This window comes from Pseudomonas sp. Irchel s3f19, from assembly GCF_900187555.1.
GTDB classification, from domain to species: Bacteria; Pseudomonadota; Gammaproteobacteria; order Pseudomonadales; family Pseudomonadaceae; genus Aquipseudomonas; species Aquipseudomonas capeferrum.
Map to the genome: position 1 here is coordinate 124,158 of NZ_FYDW01000012.1, position 24,709 is coordinate 148,866.

25 protein-coding genes are annotated in these 24,709 nt (G+C 63.4%); 9 read left to right on the plus strand and 16 right to left on the minus strand.

Annotated features, from left to right (window positions below; genetic code table 11):
- Positions 1–368: 368 nt before the first annotated feature.
- The gene (gene ctlX, locus CKW22_RS22365; protein ID WP_052040690.1) at positions 369–1,325 is read right to left on the minus strand and encodes a citrulline utilization hydrolase CtlX; all 957 of its coding nucleotides are present in this window, start codon (positions 1,323–1,325) and stop codon (positions 369–371) included.
- 23 nt (positions 1,326–1,348) lie between these two features.
- A complete protein-coding gene (locus CKW22_RS22370; protein WP_033697481.1) occupies positions 1,349–2,401 on the minus strand; it encodes an ornithine cyclodeaminase in 1,053 nt (350 codons plus the stop codon).
- Positions 2,402–2,591: 190 nt separating this feature from the next.
- Between CKW22_RS22370 and CKW22_RS22375 the strand changes: the two genes are divergently transcribed.
- Both CKW22_RS22375 and CKW22_RS22380 read left to right on the plus strand, forming a co-directional pair.
- Positions 2,592–3,014, plus strand: a complete 423-nt coding sequence (locus tag CKW22_RS22375) for an Lrp/AsnC family transcriptional regulator (protein ID WP_033697484.1) — start codon at positions 2,592–2,594, stop codon at positions 3,012–3,014.
- A gap of 384 nt (positions 3,015–3,398) precedes the next feature.
- Entirely contained in the window at positions 3,399–4,817 is a 1,419-nt protein-coding gene (locus CKW22_RS22380; protein WP_033697486.1) for an amino acid permease, read from the plus strand.
- 25 nt (positions 4,818–4,842) lie between these two features.
- On the opposite strand, the gene CKW22_RS22385 is transcribed toward CKW22_RS22380, so the two are convergent.
- From CKW22_RS22385 to CKW22_RS22400, 4 genes are all read right to left on the minus strand, one after another.
- Positions 4,843–5,448, minus strand: coding sequence for an START domain-containing protein (locus tag CKW22_RS22385; protein WP_033697488.1), 606 nt, complete (start codon positions 5,446–5,448; stop codon positions 4,843–4,845).
- Positions 5,449–5,536: 88 nt separating this feature from the next.
- On the minus strand, positions 5,537–6,373 hold the full coding sequence (locus CKW22_RS22390) for a bifunctional allantoicase/(S)-ureidoglycine aminohydrolase (protein WP_047583757.1): 837 nt from the start codon (positions 6,371–6,373) through the stop codon (positions 5,537–5,539).
- 106 nt (positions 6,374–6,479) lie between these two features.
- Positions 6,480–7,871, minus strand: a complete 1,392-nt coding sequence (locus tag CKW22_RS22395) for an LLM class flavin-dependent oxidoreductase (protein WP_033697492.1) — start codon at positions 7,869–7,871, stop codon at positions 6,480–6,482.
- 16 nt (positions 7,872–7,887) lie between these two features.
- A complete protein-coding gene (locus tag CKW22_RS22400; RefSeq protein ID WP_033697494.1) occupies positions 7,888–8,868 on the minus strand; it encodes an aliphatic sulfonate ABC transporter substrate-binding protein in 981 nt (326 codons plus the stop codon).
- Positions 8,869–9,091: 223 nt separating this feature from the next.
- Here CKW22_RS22400 and CKW22_RS22405 point away from each other — a divergent pair, with 223 nt between their 5' ends.
- On the plus strand, positions 9,092–9,976 hold the full coding sequence (locus CKW22_RS22405; RefSeq protein ID WP_095065145.1) for a hypothetical protein: 885 nt from the start codon (positions 9,092–9,094) through the stop codon (positions 9,974–9,976).
- 4 nt (positions 9,977–9,980) lie between these two features.
- On the opposite strand, the gene CKW22_RS22410 is transcribed toward CKW22_RS22405, so the two are convergent.
- On the minus strand, positions 9,981–10,865 hold the full coding sequence (locus tag CKW22_RS22410; protein ID WP_033697496.1) for a DMT family transporter: 885 nt from the start codon (positions 10,863–10,865) through the stop codon (positions 9,981–9,983).
- 180 nt (positions 10,866–11,045) lie between these two features.
- On the opposite strand from CKW22_RS22410, the gene CKW22_RS22415 reads away from it, so the two are divergent.
- Positions 11,046–11,717, plus strand: coding sequence for a TetR/AcrR family transcriptional regulator (locus tag CKW22_RS22415; protein ID WP_095065147.1), 672 nt, complete (start codon positions 11,046–11,048; stop codon positions 11,715–11,717).
- 6 nt (positions 11,718–11,723) lie between these two features.
- Here the strand turns inward: CKW22_RS22415 and CKW22_RS22420 are convergent, their stop codons facing one another.
- Entirely contained in the window at positions 11,724–12,731 is a 1,008-nt protein-coding gene (locus CKW22_RS22420) for a GlxA family transcriptional regulator (protein ID WP_047583754.1), read from the minus strand.
- Positions 12,732–13,231: 500 nt separating this feature from the next.
- Between CKW22_RS22420 and CKW22_RS22425 the strand changes: the two genes are divergently transcribed.
- A complete protein-coding gene (locus CKW22_RS22425; protein ID WP_033697499.1) occupies positions 13,232–13,444 on the plus strand; it encodes a PLDc N-terminal domain-containing protein in 213 nt (70 codons plus the stop codon).
- 50 nt (positions 13,445–13,494) lie between these two features.
- Here CKW22_RS22425 and CKW22_RS22430 read toward each other — a convergent pair whose 3' ends face one another.
- On the minus strand, positions 13,495–13,812 hold the full coding sequence (locus CKW22_RS22430) for a hypothetical protein (protein ID WP_033697500.1): 318 nt from the start codon (positions 13,810–13,812) through the stop codon (positions 13,495–13,497).
- A 287-nt stretch (positions 13,813–14,099) separates the two neighbouring features.
- A complete protein-coding gene (locus CKW22_RS22435; protein ID WP_095065148.1) occupies positions 14,100–14,819 on the minus strand; it encodes a TorF family putative porin in 720 nt (239 codons plus the stop codon).
- Between the two features lie 179 nt (positions 14,820–14,998).
- Here CKW22_RS22435 and CKW22_RS22440 point away from each other — a divergent pair, with 179 nt between their 5' ends.
- Positions 14,999–15,343: a hypothetical protein gene (locus tag CKW22_RS22440; RefSeq protein ID WP_033697502.1), complete on the plus strand. Its 345-nt coding sequence runs from the start codon at positions 14,999–15,001 to the stop codon at positions 15,341–15,343.
- A gap of 12 nt (positions 15,344–15,355) precedes the next feature.
- On the opposite strand, the gene CKW22_RS22445 is transcribed toward CKW22_RS22440, so the two are convergent.
- Entirely contained in the window at positions 15,356–15,607 is a 252-nt protein-coding gene (locus CKW22_RS22445; protein WP_033697503.1) for a hypothetical protein, read from the minus strand.
- A 180-nt stretch (positions 15,608–15,787) separates the two neighbouring features.
- Between CKW22_RS22445 and CKW22_RS22450 the strand changes: the two genes are divergently transcribed.
- Both CKW22_RS22450 and CKW22_RS22455 read left to right on the plus strand, forming a co-directional pair.
- Entirely contained in the window at positions 15,788–17,143 is a 1,356-nt protein-coding gene (locus CKW22_RS22450) for a DUF3300 domain-containing protein (RefSeq protein ID WP_033697504.1), read from the plus strand.
- Positions 17,140–18,048: a DUF2950 domain-containing protein gene (locus CKW22_RS22455; RefSeq protein ID WP_050506043.1), complete on the plus strand. Its 909-nt coding sequence runs from the start codon at positions 17,140–17,142 to the stop codon at positions 18,046–18,048. Before CKW22_RS22450 ends, CKW22_RS22455 begins: the two co-directional genes overlap by 4 nt.
- A gap of 27 nt (positions 18,049–18,075) precedes the next feature.
- On the opposite strand, the gene CKW22_RS22460 is transcribed toward CKW22_RS22455, so the two are convergent.
- The 4 genes from CKW22_RS22460 to CKW22_RS22475 form a co-directional block, all read right to left on the minus strand.
- Positions 18,076–19,032 carry a helix-turn-helix domain-containing protein gene (locus CKW22_RS22460; RefSeq protein WP_095065150.1) on the minus strand — a complete coding sequence of 319 codons (957 nt, stop codon included), beginning with the start codon at positions 19,030–19,032 and terminating at the stop codon, positions 18,076–18,078.
- A 149-nt stretch (positions 19,033–19,181) separates the two neighbouring features.
- Entirely contained in the window at positions 19,182–21,266 is a 2,085-nt protein-coding gene (locus tag CKW22_RS22465; RefSeq protein WP_095065152.1) for a hydantoinase/oxoprolinase family protein, read from the minus strand.
- 13 nt (positions 21,267–21,279) lie between these two features.
- Positions 21,280–23,025: a hydantoinase B/oxoprolinase family protein gene (locus tag CKW22_RS22470; protein WP_033697507.1), complete on the minus strand. Its 1,746-nt coding sequence runs from the start codon at positions 23,023–23,025 to the stop codon at positions 21,280–21,282.
- A 168-nt stretch (positions 23,026–23,193) separates the two neighbouring features.
- Entirely contained in the window at positions 23,194–24,048 is an 855-nt protein-coding gene (locus CKW22_RS22475) for a LysR family transcriptional regulator (protein ID WP_033697508.1), read from the minus strand.
- 93 nt (positions 24,049–24,141) lie between these two features.
- Here CKW22_RS22475 and CKW22_RS22480 point away from each other — a divergent pair, with 93 nt between their 5' ends.
- Positions 24,142–24,573 (plus strand): multidrug/biocide efflux PACE transporter, encoded by a 432-nt coding sequence (locus CKW22_RS22480; RefSeq protein WP_047583748.1) that lies wholly within the window; start codon positions 24,142–24,144, stop codon positions 24,571–24,573.
- Between the two features lie 13 nt (positions 24,574–24,586).
- On the opposite strand, the gene CKW22_RS27370 is transcribed toward CKW22_RS22480, so the two are convergent.
- A partial coding sequence (locus CKW22_RS27370; protein WP_143500697.1) for an aldehyde dehydrogenase family protein occupies positions 24,587–24,709 on the minus strand: 123 nt, incomplete at its 5' end.

Genomic DNA, 24,709 nt, shown 5'->3' on the forward strand with positions numbered 1-24,709 from the left:
TTCGCCACAACATTTTCAGCGCCTGTGAGATCGAGCGCCGCCCGCGCGGCGCTTCGCGGGGCAAGCCCGCTCCCACTGTCTACCTTCGGCCAATTATGCCTGTGGCATCTTCACTGTCCGCCTTGTGTGCCCGACTCGATATTGAGGCGGGTGCTGTTTGCTTCACCTCAATCTCATGCATGCACCAAGGCTGGCAGTGGAAATGTAACTGACAGCACTGGCCGGAGTTAGACAGTGGGAGCGGGCTTGCCCCGCGAAGCGCCGCGCGGGCGGCGCTCGATATCCGCCCCCCTGAAGAAACCAAGGCAGGCACCGCTAGCCCCAATACCCTCCCAGACGATCCTCAAAACTCAGCAATACACCCCAGATCAGTCAACCGCCCCCCGCGCGCCCCTCGGTGACAGGTGAATCCCGGCGATCATACAGCGCACCGAGCCGCCGGCCATTTCAATGGTCGGTACATCCAGCGGCACCAGCCGCGCCGAACGCTCGATGCGTTGACGCTGCTCACCGGTAAGGCTGTCGAACGCTTTGCGCGAGAGCGCCAGAATCCGACCATCGCTGCCCGACAGCTCGATGGCGTTACCTGCAAACTGGCTGATCTGCTGGTTGCTCAGGTCGATGACATCCCGGCCCGACTCGATCAGCCGCATGCGCACCTCTAGTGCGCGGGCGCGGTTGGTGAACGTGCCAAACCCGACTAGTGCAAACTCGGTGGCTACGCACATCAGCACGTTGGTGTGATAGATCGGCGTGCCGTGCTCGTCTGCCGTGTCGAACACCATGGGCTCGAAGTTGAAGTGGGTGCTGAAACGCTCGAGGGCGATCGGGTCGGCGCGGTTGGAGCGTGCGGTATAGGCAACCCTGGACAGATGGTCGAACACCATCGCCCCGGTACCCTCCAGAAACAGCTCGTCCTGCTCCAGGCCGGAATAGTCGATCACATCCTGCACGCGGTACTCATGCTTGAGCATTTCGATGACGTCCGCGCGGCGCTCGCGCCGACGGTTGCGCGAGTACATCGAGTAGATCGCGACATGGCCGCCCGGGTGGGTAGAGAACCAGTTGTTGGGGAACACCGAGTCCGGCGTGTTCTGCTCGCCGAAGTCATCGAACAGGTGCACCCGCACACCCTCTGCTTCGAGCCTACCTGCTGCCTGGGTAACCTCGTCGCGCGCCACATTGGCCAAGGCCTGGGCGGTGATGTCGGGGTGGGTGCTCTGGAACGAATTGTCTGCTGCTGTTTCCGGGTTGGGGGTGAAGGCGTGCGGCCTGACCATGACCACGGCCGCAGGTGCTTGAATGGAACGCGTTGGAAATGCCATCTGGAATACCGAGAGTAGGAGAGTTATGCAACGCGTCGGATACGGCTTTTTGCAGCGCGGCCGCGGGTGTGGCTGAACAGGTCTTTAGGGTCTTCGTCCACCCACGGTACCAGGTCTATCTTCGAACCCATGCCGCGCTTCTCGGCTTGCTGTAGTACGTACCGTAGTACAGTGTAATCTTCCAGCGCGAAGCCTACTGAGTCGAACACTGTCACCTGGCTTTCACTTTGCCGGCCTTCGGTTTCACCGCGCAGTACACGCCACAAGTCAACGACCGGGAAGTCGGCGGGCAACTGCTGGATGTCACCTTCGATGCGGGTTTGCGGTTCGTACTCGACGAACACGCGCGCGTTGCGCAGTACGTCGGCATGCAGTTCGGTCTTGCCTGGGCAGTCGCCGCCTACCGCATTCAAGTGCATGCCAGGTTCGAGCATCTCGGGGGTGATGATGGTTGCGTAGGCCTTGTCGGCGGTCACGGTGGTGATGATGTCGGCACCTTTGACCGCTTCTGCCACCGAGCCGGCTTTGCGAATGCTCAGGCCCGTGTATTCCTTGAGGTTGGCAATCAGTTTGGCGGTGGCCAGCGGGTCGGTGTCGTAGGCGACGATTTCTTCGATCCCCAGGTGCTTATGGAAGGCCAGCGCCTGGAATTCGCTTTGCGCGCCATTGCCGATCAGCGCCATTTTCTTCGAGTTTGGCCGGGCCAGTGCCTGTGCGGCCATCAGCGAGGTTGCGGCGGTGCGCAGGGCAGTGGCGATGGTCAGTTCCGACAGTAACACCGGGTACCCCGTCGCCACATCGGCCAGCACGCCAAATGCCATGACCGTATGCAGGTCTTTGGCAGTGTTGGCCGGGTGCCCGTTGACGTATTTGAAGGCATATCGATGTGTGTCCGCGACTGGCATCAATTCGATAACGCCGACGTCCGAATGGCTGGCAACGCGTGCGGACTTATCAAAGTCCTGCCAGCGTTTAAAGTCTTCGCGCAGGGCGGCGGCCAGTTCACCCATGAACGGCGCTACGCCAATGTCATGCACCAAGTCGGACATGGTTGGAACATCAATGAAATACGTCATGCTCTTGCACCTTATTGTGGGCGTTCTCACCCGTTGCCGCAGGGTGAACGCTTACGATTGTTGAGGGGTTGCCAGCACGACAATTTTGATGAAAGGTTGCGTCAAATTGAAGAGAGCAGGTTGCCAGTTTCGTCAACTTTCTAGACAATCTGTTACCCCAGAATAACAATCTGATTACTTGGCAGGCACCATGGACACTGTAGATCGGGAACTGATCGCGCTATTGCGTGATAATGCGCGCACGCCCATCCTGACCCTGGCGAAGAAGCTCAAGGTCGCCCGGGCAACGGTGCAAAACCGCATCACCAAGCTTGAAGAACAAGGGGTAATCATCGGTTATACGATACGCCTGAGGTCTGATGCCCTGGACCAGGGCGTGCGGGCGATTACCAGCATCGGCATCAGTGGCCATCACGCGGCGGAGGTCAAGCACGCGCTACGCGGGCATCCCAATGTCGTGGCCATCCACACCACCAATGGCCGCTGGGACCTGATGGCCGAGCTGCGGGCCGACACCCTCGAAGCCTTCGACCGGGCGCTGAACACCATCCGCTCGATACCGCACATCGAAAACACCGAGACCAGCATTTTGCTCTCCACCTACAAGATGTGATCAGGTCGATAACCCAATTGGGTAGCGGCGTAGAGCAAACTGTCACCCGGGCTTTTCACTGTGCAACATATCCCATTTCGTGTGCGCACTCTGTAGCGTTCCGATTGACCTTATCGGCTGGCAAAATGAAACAGCTTCAGCGCCATGTATTTCACGTTCAACACTGTCTTGCCAGGCATCTCCCCGAATAATGGGCGTGCACTTGTGGTGGGCTTTCAATCACTCTCAGGCCTGATGAAAAGTTCATCTGGGCGTGCTTATCCATCTGCATTAATACCCCTACCTCCTGACGCTTGCTATCACAAGGCGTTTGCACTTTCGTGCCAACTAACGGCCGCAGTGGCGAGGGCGAGGGTTTTACAGAAAAAGAATAAGAGGTCAACTATGCATCCAACGTGCAACTCGCAAGACGCGACTCCGGAGGCTGGCCGCACACTGAAACGACGGCTGGAAAACAGGCATATTCAGCTCATTTCGATCAGTGGCGCGATCGGTACCGGGCTGTTCATGGGGTCGGGCAAGATTATCGCGCTATCAGGCACCTCGATCATTCTGGTGTACGCCATCATCGGCTTTTTCGTGTTCTGCATCATGCGTGCGATGGGTGAGATGCTGCTCGCCAACCTGCACATGGAGTCGTTCGCAGACCTGGTGCATAACTACCTGGGGCCGCGTGCCGGTTACATCCTCAGTTGGTCATACTGGCTCAGCTGGGTGGTGGCGGCGGTGGGCGATGTGGTGGTGGTGGCAGGTTTCTTCCAGTACTGGTACCCCGGCGTGCCCACCTGGCTACCGGCTTTTACCACGATGTTCCTGCTGCTGGGCCTGAACATGCTTGCCGTGAAGGCCTTCGGCGAAGTCGAGTTCTGGTTCGGGCTGATCAAGATCGTTGCGATCGTGTTGCTGGTGGTGACGGGGCTGGTGATGGTCGCCACGTCGTACACCACCCCAGGCGGGGTCACAGCCTCCTTCAGCCACCTGGTGGCGCCCGGTGTGGTCATGCCCCACGGCATTCTCGGCTTCCTTGCCGGGTTCCAGATCGCGATCTTCTCGTTTGTCGGCACCGAACTGATCGGTACGGCGGCAGCCGAGGCCAAGGACCCCGAAAGGACCCTGCCCAAGGCGATCAACACCATTCCGGTGCGTATCCTGCTGTTCTACATCTGTTCGCTGGTGTGCATCATCAGTGTGGTCTCGTGGGCCAACGTGCCTGCCAATCGCAGCCCATTCGTCGAGCTGTTCCTGCTCGGCGGCCTGCCGGCTGCTGCCGGGATCATCAACTTTGTCGTGCTGACCTCTGCGGCCTCGTCCGCCAACAGCGGTGTGTACTCGGGGTCGCGGATGCTCTATGGCCTGGCGCATCAACAGCAGGCACCCACGGCATTCGGGCGCCTGTCCGGGTCGGGTACGCCGGTCAGGGCGTTGATGTTCTCGGGGGTGTGCATGGCGATTGCGCTGACGCTGCTGTTCGTGATCCCCGAGGTCATGACCGTGTTCACCCTGGTATCGACCATTTCTGCGGTGATGATCATCGTTACCTGGTCGTTGATTCTGATGTCCTACTTCGCCTACCGCCGTCAGAACCCCAAGGCACATGAGCAGTCTAGGTTCAAGCTGCCGGGTGGCAAGACGACGGCGGCCATGGCGCAGCTGTTTCTGATCTTCGTGTTGTGCCTGCTGGCCCTGGAGCCTGATACGCGTACGGCGCTGTATGTCATGCCGCTGTGGTATATCGGTTTGCTGCTGGCCTACCGGCGCCGGGTCAAGGTGTGTGCCCGCCAGATGGCTGCCACGGTGTCCTGAAACCCCAGGCATCGGCGAGCGGGCCTCAGCGTTGGCGCTCGGCCACCGCCCGCAGGGTGCGCAGGGTGACCACCGGCGCATCCACCACGAAGCGGTTGGCCAGCCAGCCGGGCACATCCCCGGCAGGGTCTGCCTTGAGCTGGTAGGTAACCTCGGTTTGCCGTTCACCCAGCGGTTTCATCACCCATTCGCCCGTGAGGCGCTGCACGCGTATCAGCCCGGCCACCTCGGGGACCTTGCCGGGGTCGGCGCGCAGGTGGCGCAACAGGGTGCCATCGTCGCGCAGTTCGGTGGTGACCTTGAGCACGATATCCCGCGGCATCGTCGGCCACGGCAGGTCGGTGGTCAGGTACACCCAGGTACTGTCGCCGTCGACCTCCAGCAGGCGCATTTCGGCACAGGCGTACAGCCATTTGCATGCCACCCGCAGGTTTTCCTGCAGGTCGGTGAGCGTGCGCACGCTGGCCTTCATGGTGCTGACACCGCGAAATTGCTGGTAAGGGGAGCCGGCAGCGGCACTGAGGTAGACGCGGATGCCTTCTCTGTCGTAGGCCAGGTTCCAGTCGTCGGCTGCCTGAGCAGCGCCGGACAGCGCCAGCAACAGGGCGGCAAGCAGGCGATAGCGGTTCATGATGAGCACCGCGCAGGGCAGGGGTGATCAGTATGAGCGGCAAACAGAAAGCCCGCCAGGTGGCGGGCTTCGGACCATCAGCCTGGGCTCAACGCTGTGGGTTGAGGGTCAGGTGCACGTGGCGGTTGACGTCCTTGTACAGCAGGTAGCTGAAGTTGCCTGGGCCACCGGCGTAGCAGGCTTGCGGGCAGAAGGCGCGCAGCCACATGAAGTCGCCGGCTTCGACTTCGACCCAGTCCTGGTTCAGGCGATACACCGCCTTGCCTTCCAGCACATACAGGCCGTGCTCCATGACGTGGGTTTCAGCGAACGGAATGACGCCGCCTGGCTGGAAGGTCACGATGTTGACGTGCATGTCGTGGCGCATGTCGGCCATGTCGACGAAGCGGGTGGTGATCCAGCGGCCTTCGGTACCCGGCATTTCAATGACAGTGGCATTGTCGCGGTGGGTGACGAAGGACTCTGGCAGGTCCAGGCCTTCAACCTTCTGGTAGTGCTTGCGCAGCCAGTGGAAGGTGACGTTGGCCTTGCTGTGGTTGCGCAGGCTCCACTCGGCGCCTGGGGCGATGAAGGCGTAGCCGCCCTGGGTCAGGGTGTGGTGCTTGCCTTCCAGGGTGATGTCGAGCTCACCCTCGACCACGAACACCACGGCTTCGGCGTTGGGGTCCAGTTCCGGGCGCTCGCTGCCGCCTTCCGGGGCAACTTCGACGATGTACTGCGAGAAGGTCTCGGCAAAGCCGGTCAGCGGGCGGGCGATGACCCACATGCGCATCTTGTCCCAGAACGGCAGGTGGCTGGTGACGATGTCACGCATCACGCCCTTGGGGATGACGGCATAGGCTTCGGTGAACATGGCACGGTCAGTCAGCAGCTCGGTTTGAGCCGGGTGCCCACCGTGGGGGGCGAAGTAGGAATGATTCGACATGGACGATCTCGACTTGTTGTTCTCTCCCCGTGCCGTGAACCGCACCGGCCGGTGCGGCGCAGGGGATGTGCCGACAGAATAGGGTCGAGCGCGTGCCATCTACAAATTAAATGTTGGAATACCCGGTATTTGCCGGCTGAATGCTAACCTGGCGCCCTGCATGTTGCTCCGGCAGGCGGTTGCCCTGGCCGAACAGCTTGTGGCGCAAGGTGCCGTCCTGGTAGTGCAGGGGGTAGCGGCCGCGACGTTGCAGCTCGGGTATCAGCAGCTCGACCACATTGGCCAGGTCATCAGGTTGCACGGCGTAGGTGAGGTTGAACCCGTCGATGCCGGTCTCGTCCAGCCAGCTTTCCAACTGATCGGCAATATCACTGGCTGCGCCCACCAGCACCGGGCCGCGGCCCCCCAGGCCAACGAACTCGGCGGCCTCGCGCACGGTCCAGCGGCGGTTGGGGTCGGCCGCGGTGAAGGCGGCCAGGGCCGCGCGGCCGGCATCGTTCTCGACATATTCGATGGGGGCATCCGGGTCGAGGCCGGCGAAGTCGATGCCGGTCCAGCCCGACAGCAGGGCCAGGGCGGCGTCCAGGTCAACGTAGCCACGGTACTCGGCGAAGCGCGCTTCGGCTTCTTCACGGGTGGGGGCGACGATCAGCAGGGCCTGGGCGTAGATCAGTACCTCGTCGCGGCCACGCCCGGCAGCCTCGCTGGCCTGGCGGATGCCGTCGGCATAGCGGCGCAGCACCGTGGCCGTAGGCCCGCTGATGAACACGCACTCGGCATGTTGCGCGGCGAACTGCTGGCCGCGTGCCGAGGCCCCCGCCTGGAACAGCACCGGCGTGCGCTGCGGCGAGGGCTGGCACAGGTGCATGCCAGGCACCTGGAAGTGCTCGCCGGCATGGCTGATCGGGTGTACCCGGGCAGGATCGATGTAGCGGCCGCTGTCACGCTCAAGCACCACCGCATCGTCGTCCCAGCTTTTTTCCCACAGTTTGTACAGCACCTGCAGGTACTCCTCGGCCAGGTCGTAACGCTGGTCGTGGCCAAGCTGGCGAGCCAGGCCCAGGTTGCGCGCGGCGCTGTCCAGGTAGCCGGTGACAATGTTCCAGCCGACTCGGCCATTGCTCAGGTGGTCAAGCGTGGACATGCGCCGGGCAAACGGGTAGGGGTGCTCGTAGGTCAGTGAGAAGGTCACGCCAAAGCCCAGGTGCTCGGTGACCCCGGCCATGGCCGGAACCAGCAGCAGTGGGTCGTTGACCGGCACCTGCACGCCGCCGCGCAGGGCTGCTTCGGGGCCACCCTGATAGACGTCGTAGATGCCCAGCACATCGGCGATGAACAGCGCATCGAACAGGCCGCGCTCCAGCAGGCGGGCCAGGTCGGTCCAGTAGTCCAGGCGGTTGAAAGCCACGCTGGTGTTACGCGGGTGGCGCCACAGGCCAGGGGACTGGTGGCTGGCGGCGTTCATGCTGAAGGCGTTGAAGCGGATGGGACGGGGCATGGCGATCAGTCTCCGGTCACGGCAGCACGGAAGCCGGGTAGACCGCATCGGCTACCTGCAACTTGCGCGGAATCAGGCCCAGGCCCTGGAAGGTGTCGGCCAGCTTCTGCTGTTCGGCGACGATCTGCGGGGTAATGGCGACGGCGTTGTAGTTACGGCGTTCGCTGGCCACTTGCAGCACGTCGGCCTTGATCCCCAACTGCGGCGCCAGCAGCGCGGCGACTTGCGCAGGCTCGGCGTTGGCCCATTGGCTGACCTTGCCCAGTTCGGCGAAGAAGGCCTTGAGCAGCGGGCGGTGCTGGTCGGCGAACGCAGCAGTGGAAAGGTAGAACGTGCGGTTGTTGGTCAGGCCGCTGCCGTCGCGCAGGTTCTTGAGCCCTGGCTGGCTTTCTGCCGCCGCGAGGAATGGGTCCCACAGGGTCACGGCCTGGACGCTGCCTGATTGCAGGGCCGCCACTGCGTCGGCGGCATTATTGACGTAGGCGGGGGTGATGTCCTGGTAGCTCAGGCCGGCTTGCTCCAGCGCGACGGCCAGCAGGTACTGGGCGTTCCAGCCGCGGCCGGTGGCTACCCGCTTGCCTTTGAGGTCCTGCACGCTGGTGAGGTGGTCTTGCTCGCGTACCACCAGGCCGATACCGCGTGGGTAGGGTTGTTCGGCGGCCAGGTAGACCACCGGTTTACCGGCGGCCTGGGCAAATACTGACGGGGCGTCAGCGGCGTGGCCGAGGTCGATGGCGCCGGTGCTCAGGGCTTCGAGCAATTGCGGGCCTGCGGCGAACTCGTGCCAGCTGACGGTCACGCCTTGCGGGGCGAGGGCTTTCTCCAGGGCGCCGCTGCCTTTGAGAATATTGATGCTGTTGAACTTCTGGTAACCGATACGCAGGGTCTTGGCGTCTTCGGCCAGGGCATTGGACCAAGGCAACAGGGCGCTGGCGACACTGGCCAGCAGGCCGCCGATTAGCAGGCGACGCAGGGGCGAGAAGGCACGGACGGGCATGAGGCGTATTCCTTGAATGGGGTGGCAATCGATGCGCCCAGACTAAGGAGGTGGCGTTTGGCTTTCAATTTGTTTATTCCGTTTAGTTAGAATGTTTAGTTATTTTTATATCCTTTTTGTAATTCATGATTCAGCACCCGTTACACGGCAAATAGCAGTGTGCCATGACCTTTTTTTCACATCTTCTTGCTAGGATCCCCGCACTCTCGAGGAGCCCTTTTTCATGCCGCACATCCTGCGCAAACGCAGCACCCGCATCGCCCTGACCGCCACCGCCAGCCTGCTCGCTGCCACGCTGGGCTTCTTCGCCTGGCAGAGTTTTTACCCCGTCCAGGCTGCCAGCGGTTGGGATGTCGAGGTCTTGCACCGCGACGTGACCAAGGCTGCGTCGTTGTTGCCGCAGGCCGACGGCAGCCTGCTGGTCAGCCGCGAGCTGGACGACGGCCGTGGCAGCATCCTCAAGATTACTGCCCAGGGTGACCGCGTGGTGGTGATCGACAACCTGTCCAAGCCCGACGGCATGGTCGCGGCCGAGGGCGGCTGGGTCTTCAGCCAGGAGGGTGGCCTTGCGCCGGTCAGCCTGTCTCGCGACGGCCAGGTCACCCACCTGTTCGACGGCGAGAGCGTGCAAGGGTTGTGGAACGATGGCGATCACCTCTATGCGATCGAAGACCGCAAGGGCAATGGGCGGTTGATGCGCTATGACTGGCGCAGCGGCCAGCTGGATGTGCTGCGCACAGGGCTCAGCGAAACCGAAGGCCTGACCCGCTGCAACGATGGCCGCCTGCTGTATACCGAGAAAGCCAACGGCAAGGTTCGCGCATTGTCCGAGGACGGCCAGGACCCGGTGGTGGTCGATGGCCTGCGCAACCCGACCTTCCTGTTTTGCGACCAGCGCGGCTTGTGGATCAGCGAAGACAACACGCACCGCGCCCGCCTGCTGCGCATCGACGCCGATGGCACGCGCCAGACGGTGCTGTCGTTCCTCAAGGCGCCCCAGGCAATCGTTGCCGATGGCAAAGGTGGTTACCTGCTTGCCGAAGGCGGGCGTAACCGCGTACTGCACCTGTCCCCTCCGGTAGAGCGCAATACCGCGCAGCGCGACTGAGGGCTCAGTTTGGCAGGCGCGGTTTGCGCCCTGGCAGCAGGCCCAGCACCAGCAGGCAGCCGACCAGCACCACCGCGCCGCCCGCCAGTTGCAGCAGGCTCAAGGCTTCGTCGAGGAACAGCGCGCCCACCAGTACCGCGACCAACGTCACCACGAACTCGACACTGAGGGCACGGGTGGCGCCGATGCGCGCCACCAGGCCGAAATACAGCACGTACGTGGTGGCGCTCATGACCGCGCCGCTGATCATCAAGTACAGCCAGTCGCTGGCTTGCGGCACGCTGGGCACCGGCACCACCCACAGCAGGGGCAGGGTCAGCAGGCCGCCGGCCAGGAAGGCGCCGCCGGTGACGGTCCACGGGTCCTGGCCACGCAGGTGCAGGCTGGCGTAGTTGCTGCCGAACGCGGCGCTCAAGGCACCGAACAGCGAAGCGATGCAGCCGTGGATGAACACGTCGCTGACCGGCTGGGCCGGAAACCCCACCAGCATGGCGATACCGACGAAGCCCAGAAGCAGGCCCGCCAGGCCCTGCAAGGTGATTTTCTCCAGCCCCCAGACACGGCCGATGATCATCGAGAACAGTGGGATGGTGGCCACGAAGATCGCCGCCATGGCCGTACCGATCCGCGGGGTGGCATAGGACATGCCGATCAACTGCCCGGCCACGGTGGTAGCGCCGATCACCAGCAGCGGTTTCAACAGCGGGCGCAGGCGCAGGGTGCGCCCGAGCAAGGCGGCCAGAATCGCCAGGGTACTGCCGGCAATCAGCGCCCGCAGGCTGACCGCGCCGACCCAGCCGAAGGCGTGCACCACCTTGAGCAGGACCAGAAAGGAAAATCCCCAGGCAATGGCCAGAAACAGGTAGGCGGCAAAGTCACGCGGTTGCATGGGGCAGGGTCCGTCCAGGGCAGAGGAACGCAGGCTAGCGGGTTGCGGGGCGTGACTTCAAGCGCCGTCGGCGGTTTGCCTGCAACGCCGTTTCGTGGCTACCCGACCAACAGCGTGCTTCCCTGCATGGCCGCGCTCACGGATAATCACTGTATTCCAATAAACAGCCTGTGAGTGGGTATGAGTGATTCCGTAGTCAGCCTCGGCCAGCCTGAGATCGAAGGGGTGCGCAAGTCGCGCAAGAACAACCCCGAGAAAACGCGCGAGGATATCCTTCAGGCCGCCATCAACGAGTTCGTCCAGCAGGGCCTGGCCGGCGCGCGCGTCGATGCCATCGCCGAGCGCACCGCCACCTCCAAACGCATGATCTACTACTACTTCGGCAGCAAGGAGCAGTTGTACGTCGAGTGCCTGGTCAAACTCTACGGTGATATCCGCAAGACCGAGCAAAGCCTGGACCTGGAGTCGCTGCCGGCCGAGCAGGCGATCCGCCGTCTGGTGGAGTTCACCTTCGATCACCACGACCGCAATGTCGATTTCGTGCGCATCATCTGCACCGAGAACATTCACTACGGCGAGTACGTCAAACAGTCGCCGGTCATTCGCGAAATGAGCAGCCTGGTGCTCGAAGCCCTTGGCAGTACCCTGCGCCGGGGCGAGCAGGAAGGCGTGTTCCGTGCCGGTATCGAGGTCATCGACCTGCACATGCTGATGAGCTCGTTCTGTTTCTACCGGGTGTCGAACCGCCACACCTTCGGCGAGATCTTCCAGATAGACCTCGCCGACGAAGCCATCAAGCAGCGCCACAAGACCATGATCGGTGACGCGGTCATTCGCTACATCCGCGCCTGAGCGGTGTCATTCGCCCAGCCGTTGCTCGCGTGACGGCGGGTAGCCGAAGTATGCGGCGTAGCACTTGCTGAAGTGCGACACCGAAACGAACCCGCAGGCCACTGCCACGTCCATCACCGACAGGTCGGAGTACTGCAGCAGGCGGCGGCTCTTGGTGATGCGCAATTCCATGTAGTAGCGCCGCGGCGAGGTGCCCAGTTGGGCCTGGAACAAGCGGTCGATCTGGCGCCGCGAGCGCCCGCTGTAGGCGGCCAGCTGATCGAGGCTGAGGGTTTCTTCGAGGTTGTTCTCCATCAGCTCGACGATGGTGCGCATGTGCAGGCTCATGGACTTTTTCGCCCCCGGGCCGACCTGGCGATAGCGCGCGCCCGAGAACGACAGGATTTCTTCGACGCCTTCGGCCAGGCCGTCGCCGTAGAGCCTGCGAACCAGGCCGAGCATCAGCTCCATGGCGCCATTGGGGCTGGCGGCGCTGAGGCGGTCACGGTCGAGGGTGAAACTGGCCGGGGTGATGCGGGTTTGCGGGCTGCGCTCCGAGAGGCTGGCGCGTTGCTCGGGGTGGATGCTGCAGCCATAGTCATCCAGCACGCCCGCGCGGCCGAGGAACCAGGCGCCGTTCCACAGGCCGCCCAGGGCCATGCCGTGGGCTGCGCAATCGTGCAGCAGTCGATCGAGTTCAGGGTATTTGAGCGGCGTACGCAGGCCGCCGCAGATGATCAGCAGGTCCAGCTCGCGCAGTGCTTCGGCCGACAGGTCGCTGGCCACCAACTCCAGCCCCAGGTCGCTCAACACCCGGTCACCGTCCAGCGACAGCGGGGTGAACTGGAAGCTGTCGGTGCGCAGCAGGTTGGCGGTGACCAGCACATCCATGGCCACGGTGAAGCTGGCCATGGAGAAGTGTTCCAGCAATACGAAGTCGACCCGATAGGGCGCTTGGGCATTTGCGGTGGTGGACTTGAGCCGCAGCATGTTGCTGGTGCTGGTCTTTTTGCTGAACTGACGTGGGGTGGGCACTCTGGACTCCGCTTCCTGGCTGGCCTGGGGAGTGTGCTCGGTGGCAGGGGGAAAGACAATCTCCGGGGTGGGGGTGTCGTATTTGAGGTCGTGTTCAGGCAATTGGGCGGGGGGAGTGCATGGCTTGAATTTTCCAGCGCCTATGAGATCGAGCGCCGCCCGCGCGGCGCTTCGCGGGGCAAGCCCGCTCCCACTGTCCACCTCCGGCCAGTTTTGTCAGTGAGATCTCCACTGCAAGCCTTGGTGCATGGCATGAGCTTAAGGGGATCCGAACGATGCACCGGCTCGATATCGAGTCGAACATACGAGGCGGACAGTGAAGATGTCACAGGCATAATTGGCCGAAGGTAGACAGTGGGAGCGGGCTTGCCCCGCGAAGCGCCGCGCGGGCGGCGCTCGATCTCATAGGCGCCGAAACCCTGACGGCGTACCTTCTAACCAAATTGAACCCTCAGCGCCTGCCACAGCCCAACGCATTACACGCCAATGGGAGAGCGCTCATGGAAATCGGAACGATCTGGATCATCCTCGCAGCCGTCGTGATTCTTCTGGAAATCTGGGCCATCTGGCACATCATCGGCAGTGACCGGCGCGCCGAGCGCAAGATGCTATGGGTCGTATTCGTGGTCTATGCACCGTTGCCAGGCTTGCTGTTCTGGGCTTGGCGCGGGCCGCGCGCAGTGAAGGGCAGGGCGGTATTGCAGGAAAAGTAATAGCCAGAGCATCAGGCGCGGGGGCGCCTGATGCGGCCACCGTCAACGCCTCAGGGCAGGATGCTGAAACGGATGGCCTGGCCCAGGCCATCCACCATCAAGCAGCCGTGAAACCTGACGCGCGACAGCACACGCAAGCTCTTGAGCTCTTCGTGGATGCGGTCGCGTATCTGCTTCTCGGCCTCGTCGATCCGGTCCGCCGTCGTCGCATGGTAGAGGTGAACCACACCCAACAACGTGGTTTCAATGTGCTCAACGGTATCCCAGCCGATTTTGCGCAGATGCAGGCGTGCGCTCGCGGCTTCGTCCTCATCGCCTTCATGCCGTGGGTTGATGGTGTAGGCGAGTTGAAAATGATGCTTGGTCATTGTCGCTTTCCTTGTTGCAGGCTGGCCTCCGTGCCGGGTCTTGCAATCTAGCGGCTGACAGACCTCGCTGAAAACACACACGTGGTTCAATGCTCCGACTTCGCTATCAGAAAAGTCTTACGGCGTTCTTGACCTCAAGCTAACGCGAGGTCTGATACTCGGGCCTTTCTTCCCCCGTGCGAGTTGCTGTATATCGCCGGCCAAGATACCGCTACCGCGCTTGGCGCTGGACGGGATGTTCATGGAAATCGAGGCCGTGGCGGCAACGGACTGATCAGCGCCTCAGGCTAGAAGAAACTGCGCTGCGCCTTGAACGTGACCACACTCTCGCAATACGCATTGATACCGGCATAGGCATCGCAACCGGAACCGCTGAGGTTGGAGTTGCTGTAGATCAAATTGAGGTCGATGCCCAGCCAAGGCCGCGACAGCTCCAGCGACCAGTCGGAAAACGCGCTGACCTGGCTGCCATCGCCAATCGTGAACGGCGTGCCCAAACGATGATGGGCCAGCTTGACGGTAAAGTCGGCGTCGAGCAGGGGCAGTTGACCGAGGTCGGCGAACAGGGTGCTGGTGCGGTTGTCGGGGTTGTCACGCAACGCGCCACCAAAACGGCTGCCGTATACCGAGATGCCCCCGTAGACGGCGTAGCTGTCAGGGCCTGAGAGGTTGGGTTGGCTGTAGTGGATCAACCCCACTTCATAGCCCAGGGTGCTGTCGAAGTGGTGCTGGTAGCCCATGTAGCTGTCCAGGCGCAGGGTGGAGTCGGGCGACAGGCCCATGCTCGGGGCGTATTGCCCCAAGTACCAGCCGTTGAGGTGGCTGAGGTCGAGGCCGCTATGAAAGGCCCCCACGGCGCTCGGCGAAATAAGCCCCTGGGCCATGCTGCGCGTCGGCGTAGTGCCAAGTTTGAAGTCGAAATCGCCCAATTGGCGCTGTATCTGCTGGGCCTGCAACGCGGCGCTGAACAGCAGCGCTGCGCTCAGCAACAGAATGGGCCTGGTCATGGTCACCGTCCTGGAAGGCTTGCTGTAGAGCGCCCAAGGATACCCGTGTTGGCCAAGGGTGCAAACCGTTCGGCGCGCCACCCAGGCGGCAGGGCTAGCGCTGATCGTGCGTTTACGCCCGAGCGTCGCACATTCTCTTCTAGAATTGCCTGAACACTTTCCACTCCAAGGCCCAGGCCATGCGCAGACTGTGGCGGAAATACCTCGACCTGCTGGATGCGGACCTGAGCACCAAGGTTTTTGACAATTTCAAGAACCTGTTGGTCTGCGGCCTGCTGTTTGCCGCCGGTACGGATGCCCTGCACAACAGCGACCCCGTGTTCCTCGGGCTGTGGGTACCGAGCGTGACCGGCTGGGGGTTGATCATCGTGTCGGCATTGCTGCTGCTGTTGAATGTCAGCGATACGCTGCACCGCTTGGCCAAGCTGCCGTATCACACGGCGCTGCAGGTTGCACTGTGTTTGCTGTACCTGGTTCTGGCGTCGCGGGTGGTGGAAATCATCTGGAATTTTCGCGCGCACTGAACGTGGCCGGGCCTAGCCTTGGCTGGAGGAGGAGCGTTCGGCAACCTCTGTCACCACTTGATCGCTGCCAGCGCGCTGGATGACCAACCGCCGTTGTTCGTATTCGTCCAGGGAAAGGCCCTGGCGTTGCAACGCTTCGAGTTGCAACTGCCGGGTTTCCTCGGCGGTGTAGGCGCGCAGTTCAGGGTGGCTGGCGCAGCCGCTCAACACGGTCATGGCGGTGGCAATCAGGGCAGTGAGCAACAGGCGGGCCGAGGTTTTCATCGAGCAGCTCCAGAGTTTGGGGGGCGCAGGGATCGAAGCGATGGAGCAAGGTTATTGGGCATCCTCGATCAGTAGAAATTGCCTTGCTCGATAGTGACTATCGACAGCACCTTCTGGCGGGCAATACGGCTGAGCTTTGCTACCGTTAACCCACGCGGTTCGACCACATAGGGATAAGTCATGCGCATGCCATTGTTCGGGGTCTTGTCGGCGGTGCTGTGCCTGCAAGGCGTACCGGGGCTGGTCAAGGCCGAGGATGCTGCGGCGCCGCAAACCGCCGCAGTCGCCGCCAAGGAGGCGGTGTTCACCCAGGAGCAACTGGACCAGATGCTGGCGCCCCTTGCCCTTTACCCGGATGCGCTGCTGGCGCAGGTACTGATGGCGGCGACCTACCCCGGGCAAGTGGCCGAGGCGGTGGCCTGGTCCAAGGCCAACCCTAAGGCCACTGGCGACGCTGCGGTCAAGCAAGTGGCCAACCAGGCCTGGGACCCGAGTGTGCAGGCGCTGGTCGCCTTCCCGCAGGTGCTGGCAACCCTCGGCCAGGACCCGGTCTGGGTCCAGCGTCTGGGCGATGCCTTCCTCGCGCAACCCGACGATGTCATGAATGGCGTGCAGCGCCTGCGTCACCAGGCCCAGGCTGCCGGTAACCTGCAGAGCAACCAGTACCAGCAGGTGACTGTGCAGGCGGCACCGGCGCCCAAGGCCAGTGCTCCGGCCAGCAGCGCGCCGACCACCATCATCATCGAGCCCGCCGAACCGCAGGTGGTGTACGTGCCCAGCTACAACCCGACCACCGCCTACGGCACCTGGGCCTACCCGGCCTCACCGCCGGTGTATTACCCGCCGCCGCCGATGTATTACGCAGGCTCCGCACTGGTGGCGGGGCTGGCGTTCGGTACCGGCGTTGCGATTGTCAGTTCGCTGTGGGGCAATTGCGACTGGGGCCACAACGACATCGATATCGACGTCAATCGCTACAACAACATCAACGTCAACAACCGCATCAGCAACAACCAGAACAAGTGGCAGCACAATGCGGTAAATCGCGAAGGCGTGCCATACCGCGATGCACGCAGCCGTCAGCAATATGGCCGGCAACTGGACGGCGCCGCGCAGCGCACCGCCTTCCGGGGTGACGATGCCCAGCGTGCCCAGGCACGGGACAAGGCGCGCGCCTCGATGGACAGGGCAGGCATCGAACGGCCTGCCACCAGCAACCGCGAGGCGCGCGACCGGGTGCGCGAGGCGCAGGCGAACACCCCACGGCCTGCCGAGCGCCGAGCGCAGGCGGGCAGTAGCCGTGACAACCTGCAGGCCAGGCAGCAGGTGGCGCAAGCGCGGCCGGCCAACAGCGCTGGCCGTGCCCGCAATAACGCCTTCGATGGCGTGCGCTCGCCATCGAGCACCCGTGCGCAGGCCGACCGAGGTCGCATCAGCCAGTCGTTTGCCCAGCGGCCGCACACTGCGCGAGCCGCCGGGCATCAGATTTCCAGGCCCAGTGCGCCCATGCGCCGTGGTGGAGGGGGCCGTCGATGAACCGTCGATCAGGGTGGGTTGCCTGTGCCCGTTGTTGGTTGTTGGTCGCAGGGATGGCGGGCTCGTGCCTGGTGACGGCGCAGGAGGCCTTCCCGACGCCCGAAAAGGCCGCCGAAGCCTTTGTTGCAGCGCTGGGCAAGGAGCACGCCGACGAGACACGCCTGGCACAGTTGTTGGGGGATGACTGGCGAACCTATATCCCCAGCGGCGGCGTACAGCGCAGCGACGTGGATGCGTTCTTGCAGCAGTACCGCGAAGCGCACCGCGTTGAAAGGCCCCATGAGCACCAGGCCATCCTGGCAGTGGGGCACGAACGATGGACACTGCCCATTCCCATCATCCAAGGCAGCCGCGGTTGGCGTTTCGACCTCAAGGCCGGCAGCGCCGAAATCCGCGCCAGGCGCATCGGCCGCAACGAGCTGGCGGCGTTGCAGTCGGTGCTGGCCTACCACGACGCGCAGCTCGATTACGCCTCGCAGGACCGCAATGGCAACGGTGCGCTCGAGTATGCACAGAAGATCCTCAGTACGCCCGGCAAGCACGACGGCCTGTACTGGGAAGATGCCGGCGATGGCCAGGTCAGCCCATTGGGGCCACTGTTCGGCCGGGATGTGGTCGGTGATGACTGGTACGGCTACCGTTTCCGCATCCTCGCTGCACAAGGCCCGTCAGCGCCCGGGGGCGCCTACAGCTACCTGATCGGCAACCAGATGAGCCGTGGTTTCGCCCTGGTTGCCTGGCCTGCCAAATATGACGACAGCGGGGTGATGAGTTTCATGATCAGCCACGACGGGCAGGTCTTCGAAAAGGACCTTGGGCCAGAAGGAGAGAAGCTCGCCAAGGCCATGAAGCGCTTCGACCCCGACGACAGCTGGAAGCTGGTCGATACCCCTGTTGGCGGCTGAAGCCGGCGCATCCTTGCGCCGCTGCATTCAGTGCGTGCGCACCGCGCGCACCTCGCGTGCGGTACAGCCATAGCGTTGGCGAAAGGCGCGGGTGAACTGGGCCTGGTCGGTGAAGCCCCAGCGAAACGCCAGCTCGCCGATCGCCTGGTGGCAGTGCGGGTCGCGCAGTTGCTGATACACCGCCTCCAGGCGCTGTTGGCGCACCCATTCGCCGAGGGTGTAGGGCGTGATCGAGAATAGCTTGTGCAGGTAGCGCAGTGACAGGCCGCAGGCATTGGCGATGGCTTGCGGTGACAGGTCGGGGTCGCCGAGGTTTTGCAGTACATAACGCTCGACCCGGGTCAGGTGCAGCGTGCTGAGGTTGGAGCCTTCGCTGCCCAGCACGCGCTCATCCTGTTGCAGGGCCAGCAGCAGAGTCGCACTTGCTTGCTCCAGCAGCAGGTGGCGTGCCGCTGCGGGGCTGGCGTCGAAGTGGCGCGCGCAGAGGTCCAGCTGCTCGACGAAGATGCGCCCCAAACCTTGGCTGGCGTCGAAGCAGTGGCGGGTGTAGCGCCTGTGCCCGAGCAGGTTCGCCTTCAGCGCACGCTCCGGCAGCTTCAGTACCCACAGGTCATTGTCCGCGCGGTAGTGGAAGCGGTAAGGGGCGTCGCCGCGCTCGACGATAAAACCGCCAGGGCGGCAGCTCAGTTGGTGGCCATCCTGCTCGAAATGCACCTCGCTGCGGCTAGGGACGGTAACCAGGTAGAACGCGTCAGAGTCCTGGCCGATGTGCGCCTTGTTGCGTGAATAGCCGAGCTGGCTGGAGCGCAGGCGTGACAGGCTGAGCGGGGTGGTGGGCGTGCTCCAGCGCTGCAAGTGGCCGTCGAATGGCTGTTCGGCGGCAAATTCCAGGCTCAACGGGAAGTACGTATCACTGATCGCTTCGGCCCAGCGTGCCTGGCGTTCGGGCTGCGCCCAGCCGTGGGTCGAGAGTTCTGTGGGCATGGTGGGTCCTTTTTCAAAGAGGGCAGCATTGAAAAAAGGAACTGCAGGCAAGCTACTCAAGCAGCTCTTGTTATTGTGCAAAAAAGCCCGGCTGCGCAAAGCGGCCGGGCAGGTATCACGCCCATGATCGGCGCGTGCCGACCTTCAGATCAAGCGCCGCGTGTCACCCGGTAGGTGGCAGACGGCTCCAGGCAGGCTTGCCAGCCTGGCGGCACGACGATGTTGGTGGTGTCCTCCTCGATCACACAGGGTCCCTGCACGGTCTGCCCAGGCAGCAGGCGGTTACCGTTGAACACCGGCGTGCGTTGCCACTCACCATCGGCACTGAACAGCATCGGGCGCTCGCTGTCCGGGGCTGCGGCCGGTGGCTGGGCCGGCCCTTGCAGCGTTGGCTGTGGCGGGCGGGGCAGGTGACCGATGACCGAGCACTCCAGGTTGACCAGCTCTACCGGGCTCTCTGGCTCGCTGTACGAATAGAGCGTCTGGTGGCGTACGTGGAAAGCCTCGATCAGCGCTGCCAGCCCGTTGCTGTCCAGGGCGTGGCGTTCCAGCTGCACGCTGCATTCGTGGATCTGCCCTCGGTAGCGCATTTCCAGGGTGTAGTGGCAACTGCTGGCCTGGTCGCCGAAACCGTCTTCGCGCAGGTTCGCCAGGCCTTGCTGGCGCAGCTCGGCGAGGGCATGGTTGAGCTGCGCCAGGTCAGCGTGCTGCGCGTCCAGGCGCATCGACAGGCTGGTCAGCTGGTCATAACGCACATCCGAGAGGATCTGGCCGAAGGCGCACAGCCCTGAGGCCACCTTGGGGATCAGCACGGTGTGCATGCCGATTTCTTCGGCCAGGCGCACCACGTGCATGCCCGCCGCGCCGCCCGCCCCGATCAGGGCGAAGTCGCGAGGGTCGTGGCCGCGTTCGATGGACACCCGGCGGATACCGTTGACCATGTTCAGGTTGACCAGGGTGGTAATGCCAAACGCGGCGCGTTCCACGCTGATGCCCAGCGGCTCGGCGACCTTGATGCGGATGGCGTCCAGCGCCGCCTGGCGGTTCAGGCGAATGCTGCCACCGAGCAATGCGCCGTCGGGCAGGTAACCCAGGGCCAGGTTGGCATCGGTGACGGTGGGTTCAGTGCCGCCTTTGCCATAGCACACCGGGCCGGGCGTGGCGCCAGCGCTGCGTGGGCCGACCTGGAGCATGCCGAATTCGTCGAGGTGGGCGATGGAGCCACCGCCGGCGCCCAGGGTTTCCACCTGGATCATCGGCACGCCGATACGCTGGCGTAGAAAGTCCACATCCTTGCTGAAATTGGTGCGCCCGGCGTTGGTCAGGGTAATGTCGAACGAGGTGCCCCCCATGTCCACGGTGATGACGTTGTCGATGCCGAACGGGCGCGCTACCGCGAGCCCGGCCTGGGGCGCCGAGGCAGGCCCCGAGTTGATCGCGTTGACCGCACGCTCACGCATTAGGTGGCCGGGTGCCAGGCCGCCGTTGGACTGGAAGTAGCGTACCGGTTGCTGCGCGCCCAGTTCCTCGAACAGGCTGTCGATGCGTGCCACGTAACGCGCCATCACCGGGCTCAGGTAGGCGTTGACCACGGTGGTGGAGGTACGGGTGTATTCGCGGATTTGCGGGAACACTTCAACGCCTGTGCAGACGAACACCCCGGGCAGCGCCGCCCGTACCAGCTCGGCGGCGCGCTGCTCATGGCTGGGGTTGCGCACCGACCAGAGGAAGGAGATGGCCACCGCTTGCACGCCTTCGGCACGCAAGTAATCGATGGCCTCGTGTACCGCGCGTTCGTCCAGCGGGGTGTGTTCGCGGCCATCACCGAGGATCCGGCCGCCGATGGGACGGCGCAGGTGACGCGGGGCAAGCATGTGCGCCGGCGGGTAGTGGGCGTCATAGCGGTGGCCCTCTTCCTTGTGGCCGAGGCGGATCTCCAGGCTGTCTTCGTGGCCCTCGGTGCACAGCAGGCCGACCTTGACCCCGGTGCGCTCGATCAGGGCGTTGAGGGCGACCGTGGTGCCGTTGATGCACAGGTCGCAGTTGGCGATGATCTCGGCCGGCGTGCGGCCGGTGGCGTCGGCGATCTGCGCCAGGCCGGCGCGAATGGCCAGGGTGCCATCCTGCGGCGTGGATGGGGCTTTGAACAGCTGCACGCCACCGTCGCGGTCAGCCAGGATGAAGTCGGTAAAGGTGCCGCCGGCGTCGATGCCCAGGCGATATTGATTGCGCATGATGGGTCTCCGGTCAGTGCAGGTCGCGGGCAAGGCGGGTGGCGGTTTCGTCGAGCTGGCCGTCGGCATCGACGATCACTGCGTAGTCCAGGGCTGCGCCCTGTGGCGACACCAGGCCGTTGCGCAGGTCTTGCAGCACGGCAGCTACCGGGCGGCGCAACGGGTCGCCGTAGCCACCACCGCCAGGGTTGATGTTGATGATCCGCTCGCCGGGCTGCAGGGTGAGCATGGGGTTCTGGGTGTAGTGGTCTTGCGTGCCATCAGCGTGCTGGTGGATCAACCGGCCGAGCTTGGGTGCGAGCAGGCCATTGCGTGCTCCGGCTGCGCCGGCCGTGGGCAGTTGGCGGCCTTCGCCGAAGCCGACCACGGTCATCGCGTGTTGCAGCGGTTCGATCTCCAGGCGGGTGCCGGAACCGCCGCGAAACTCACCGGCACCGCCACTGTCGGCCATCAGGCTGTAGCGGTGGATAAGCACCGGGTAGGCGTGCTCGAGCAACTCGATGTCGCCGCTCATCAGCGCGCCAAAGCAGCACAACGGCCCGCATGCGTGCCAGCCATCCATGACTTTGTTGGCGCCGGCGCCGGCAATGATCGAGGCCAGTACCATGGTGACGTACTCGCTGTTGCCATGGCGCGGGTCGTGGCCGGCAATGTTGATGCCGCTGGTATGGCCCCACGAGGCGGTGACCCGCTGCGGCGAGGCTTGCTCCAGCGCCGTGCGCACGGCATCGGCCAGGGTTTCCATCGGGGTGGTGGTGCAGTTGACATGCGGTGCCGGCTCCTGGGCGTTGCACAGGGTGCCCTTGGCGCCGACATCGACCGTGACGCAGCGATACAGGCCCTCGTTGTAGGGCGGTGCGACCTGGGCGAACATCATCAGCCCAAGGTACACGCCGGAAACCGAGTTGCCCTCGTAGGAGTTGATGAAGTAAGGCACCTGCGGTGGGCTTTCGATACGCACGTGGGCTTGGTCGCCACGGATCTCGACATGGGCGGTGATGGCCAGCTCGCCCAGGCCGTGGCCGGAGTCTTCGAGCACGGCGGTGCCGCTGTACTGGCCGTCCGGCACGTCGCGCAGCAGGGCGCGCATGTGGCGGTCGGCCATGTTCTTCAGCTCGGCGATGCAGGCGCGTACTTGCTCGACGCCGTACTTGTCGAGCAAGTCGAGCAAGTGCCGTTCACCGACTTTGCAGGCCCCGTACTGGGCATTGAGGTCGCCTTCCTGGTACGGGCGGGCGCGCATGTTGGTGAGCATGAAGTTGATCACGTCTTCCCGGCGCTTGCCCTTTTCCCACAGTTTGACGGGCGGGATGCGCAGGCCCTCGGCGTAGATCTCTTTGGCGTCCGGGTTGTAGCCAGCGGGTACCGGCCCACCGATGTCGGTCAGGTGGCCCTTGCACACGGTCCAGAACACCAGCTCGCCCTGGTAGTACACCGGCTTGTACATGCAGCAGTCGAGGATGTGGCTGCCCTTGTACGCCGGGTCGTTGTGGTAGATCACGTCACCTTCGGCGATGTCGTCACCGAAGAATTCGGCCACGCACTTCATCGCGGGGATCAGCGAACCCAGATGGATGGGGATGTCCTGGCCTTGCAGGATCATTTCGGGGAGGTGGTCGAACAGCGAGTTCGAGTAGTCGTGGGCCAGGTTGAACACACTGGAGCGGCCAGTCTTTTCCAGGGTCAAGGTCATTTCCCGCTGCGCTGTCTCCAGCGCACCCCGGACAACCGCAAGGGTGATCGGATCTACTGTTTTCATGGGTCACCAACGTTTCTTGTTGTGCTTTGGGTGCGTGCCGCAGAGCTCGGCGCGTGGTGACAGGCTACGGGGGGAGGGGGACGGCTGACTTGTCGGTGGGTGTACTGCTTGTTGCGCGTGGGTGCACGGGGTCGGGCAATTATTCCGCTGGGGTTCTGTGGCGGCGGCCTATCGGCCCAGCAACTGCTGTACCAGCCACTGCCCGGCCGGGCCGAGGGCGCGGCGGCGTGACCAGGCGATATCCATGTCGACCCGCCGCGGGTAACCGGCCACCTGCAATTGCACCAGGCCGCTGCCAAAGCGGGTGACCAGCGCTTTGGGCAGTTCTGCCCAGCCAAAACCACGGTCGGCGAACTCCAGCAAGGTCAGGTAATCCGGTGCCGACCAGGCTTGGCCGCGGTCGTGATGCAAGCTGGGGGCGTACGTCTTGATGTACAGCTGGCGCACGCTCTCCAGCTGCTGGCGCTGCACCGTGCGCAGTGCCGCCAGCGGGTGGTCGGCGCTGACATACACGCAAAACTCCGCCTGTTCAGGCAGGCGCGCCACGGCGACGTCGGCAGGGTAGTGGGGCTGTGCGGCCAGTATGCCGATCTGGGCCATGTCCAGTTGCACCAGCTCGATCACATCAGCGTCTTCAGACGGGCCGCAGCGCAGTTCGGTGTGCGGGTAGCGGTCGGCGAAGCCGGCCATGACCGCACTTTGGAACGTGACGCTGTAGCTGTCCGACATCACCACCGAGACCAGCGCTTCAACATGCTCGCCCAACCTCAGCGCCAGGGCGTCGAGCCCGGCGCTGGCATCGAGGATCGCTTCGACGTGCGGCAACACCTGTCGGCCTGCGGCATTGAGCGTGGGGTGGCGGCCTCCTCGGTCGAACAGAGTGCAGCCGATATCGGCCTCGAAATTGGCAATGGCGATGCTGACGGTGGACTGGCTTTTCTTGAGTTTGCGCGCCGCCGCAGAAAACGAGCCGAGCGAGGCAGCTTCGACAAAGGCAAGCAGGGCTTCCGGTGAGTAGCGCATAGGTATTGATAAAATCGATGGGTGCTATGTCGCGAGTATCTGTTCTATCAAAGAAAATAGAAAGCACGTCTTAAGCAATCGATGGAATTAGTAATGAAAAAGGTCTCTTTCACCGAGCGTATGGTCCATGCGGTGGGTTATGAAGTGTTCGCCGTGCTGCTGTGCGCACCGCTGTTGTCCTGGGTGCTGGGTAAGTCTTTGGCCACCGCGGGCACACTGGCGGTCACCTTGTCGGTAATCGCCATGGTGTGGAACATGGTCTACAACGCAGTGGTCGACCGCTTTGTGCAGACCGAGCGGGTTCACTGGAAAGCCCGGGCGCGCGTGGTGCATGGCCTGGGCTTCGAGGCGGGGTTGGTGGTGTGGTGCCTGCCTGTGGCGGCCTGGATGCTGGATATTTCGCTGCTGCAGGCGTTCATGGTCGAGCTGGGCTTCTTTGTGATCATCCTGCCCTACACCGTGGTGTACAACTGGGTGTTCGACAAGCTCCGGCACCATGTGGCCCAGCGCCAGGCAGCGGCCTGAAGCCGCGACCAGCTCACGCAGCGTTGATCCAGATGGTCTTCAACTCCGTGTACTGGTCATGGGCCCAGATGGACTTGTCACGCCCACCAAAGCCGGACTCTTTGTAGCCACCGAACGGCGTCGACGCATCGCCCTC

Coding starts and splice junctions, on each gene's coding strand:
- ctlX (WP_052040690.1), bottom strand. CDS start 1,325: ATGGCATTTCCAACGCGTTCCATTCAAGCACCTGCGGCCGTGGTCATG.
- CKW22_RS22370 (WP_033697481.1), bottom strand. CDS start 2,401: ATGACGTATTTCATTGATGTTCCAACCATGTCCGACTTGGTGCATGAC.
- CKW22_RS22375 (WP_033697484.1), top strand. CDS start 2,592: ATGGACACTGTAGATCGGGAACTGATCGCGCTATTGCGTGATAATGCG.
- CKW22_RS22380 (WP_033697486.1), top strand. CDS start 3,399: ATGCATCCAACGTGCAACTCGCAAGACGCGACTCCGGAGGCTGGCCGC.
- CKW22_RS22385 (WP_033697488.1), bottom strand. CDS start 5,448: ATGAACCGCTATCGCCTGCTTGCCGCCCTGTTGCTGGCGCTGTCCGGC.
- CKW22_RS22390 (WP_047583757.1), bottom strand. CDS start 6,373: ATGTCGAATCATTCCTACTTCGCCCCCCACGGTGGGCACCCGGCTCAA.
- CKW22_RS22395 (WP_033697492.1), bottom strand. CDS start 7,871: ATGCCCCGTCCCATCCGCTTCAACGCCTTCAGCATGAACGCCGCCAGC.
- CKW22_RS22400 (WP_033697494.1), bottom strand. CDS start 8,868: ATGCCCGTCCGTGCCTTCTCGCCCCTGCGTCGCCTGCTAATCGGCGGC.
- CKW22_RS22405 (WP_095065145.1), top strand. CDS start 9,092: ATGCCGCACATCCTGCGCAAACGCAGCACCCGCATCGCCCTGACCGCC.
- CKW22_RS22410 (WP_033697496.1), bottom strand. CDS start 10,865: ATGCAACCGCGTGACTTTGCCGCCTACCTGTTTCTGGCCATTGCCTGG.
- CKW22_RS22415 (WP_095065147.1), top strand. CDS start 11,046: ATGAGTGATTCCGTAGTCAGCCTCGGCCAGCCTGAGATCGAAGGGGTG.
- CKW22_RS22425 (WP_033697499.1), top strand. CDS start 13,232: ATGGAAATCGGAACGATCTGGATCATCCTCGCAGCCGTCGTGATTCTT.
- CKW22_RS22430 (WP_033697500.1), bottom strand. CDS start 13,812: ATGACCAAGCATCATTTTCAACTCGCCTACACCATCAACCCACGGCAT.
- CKW22_RS22435 (WP_095065148.1), bottom strand. CDS start 14,819: ATGACCAGGCCCATTCTGTTGCTGAGCGCAGCGCTGCTGTTCAGCGCC.
- CKW22_RS22440 (WP_033697502.1), top strand. CDS start 14,999: ATGCGCAGACTGTGGCGGAAATACCTCGACCTGCTGGATGCGGACCTG.
- CKW22_RS22445 (WP_033697503.1), bottom strand. CDS start 15,607: ATGAAAACCTCGGCCCGCCTGTTGCTCACTGCCCTGATTGCCACCGCC.
- CKW22_RS22450 (WP_033697504.1), top strand. CDS start 15,788: ATGCGCATGCCATTGTTCGGGGTCTTGTCGGCGGTGCTGTGCCTGCAA.
- CKW22_RS22455 (WP_050506043.1), top strand. CDS start 17,140: ATGAACCGTCGATCAGGGTGGGTTGCCTGTGCCCGTTGTTGGTTGTTG.
- CKW22_RS22460 (WP_095065150.1), bottom strand. CDS start 19,032: ATGCCCACAGAACTCTCGACCCACGGCTGGGCGCAGCCCGAACGCCAG.
- CKW22_RS22465 (WP_095065152.1), bottom strand. CDS start 21,266: ATGCGCAATCAATATCGCCTGGGCATCGACGCCGGCGGCACCTTTACC.
- CKW22_RS22470 (WP_033697507.1), bottom strand. CDS start 23,025: ATGAAAACAGTAGATCCGATCACCCTTGCGGTTGTCCGGGGTGCGCTG.
- CKW22_RS22475 (WP_033697508.1), bottom strand. CDS start 24,048: ATGCGCTACTCACCGGAAGCCCTGCTTGCCTTTGTCGAAGCTGCCTCG.
- CKW22_RS22480 (WP_047583748.1), top strand. CDS start 24,142: ATGAAAAAGGTCTCTTTCACCGAGCGTATGGTCCATGCGGTGGGTTAT.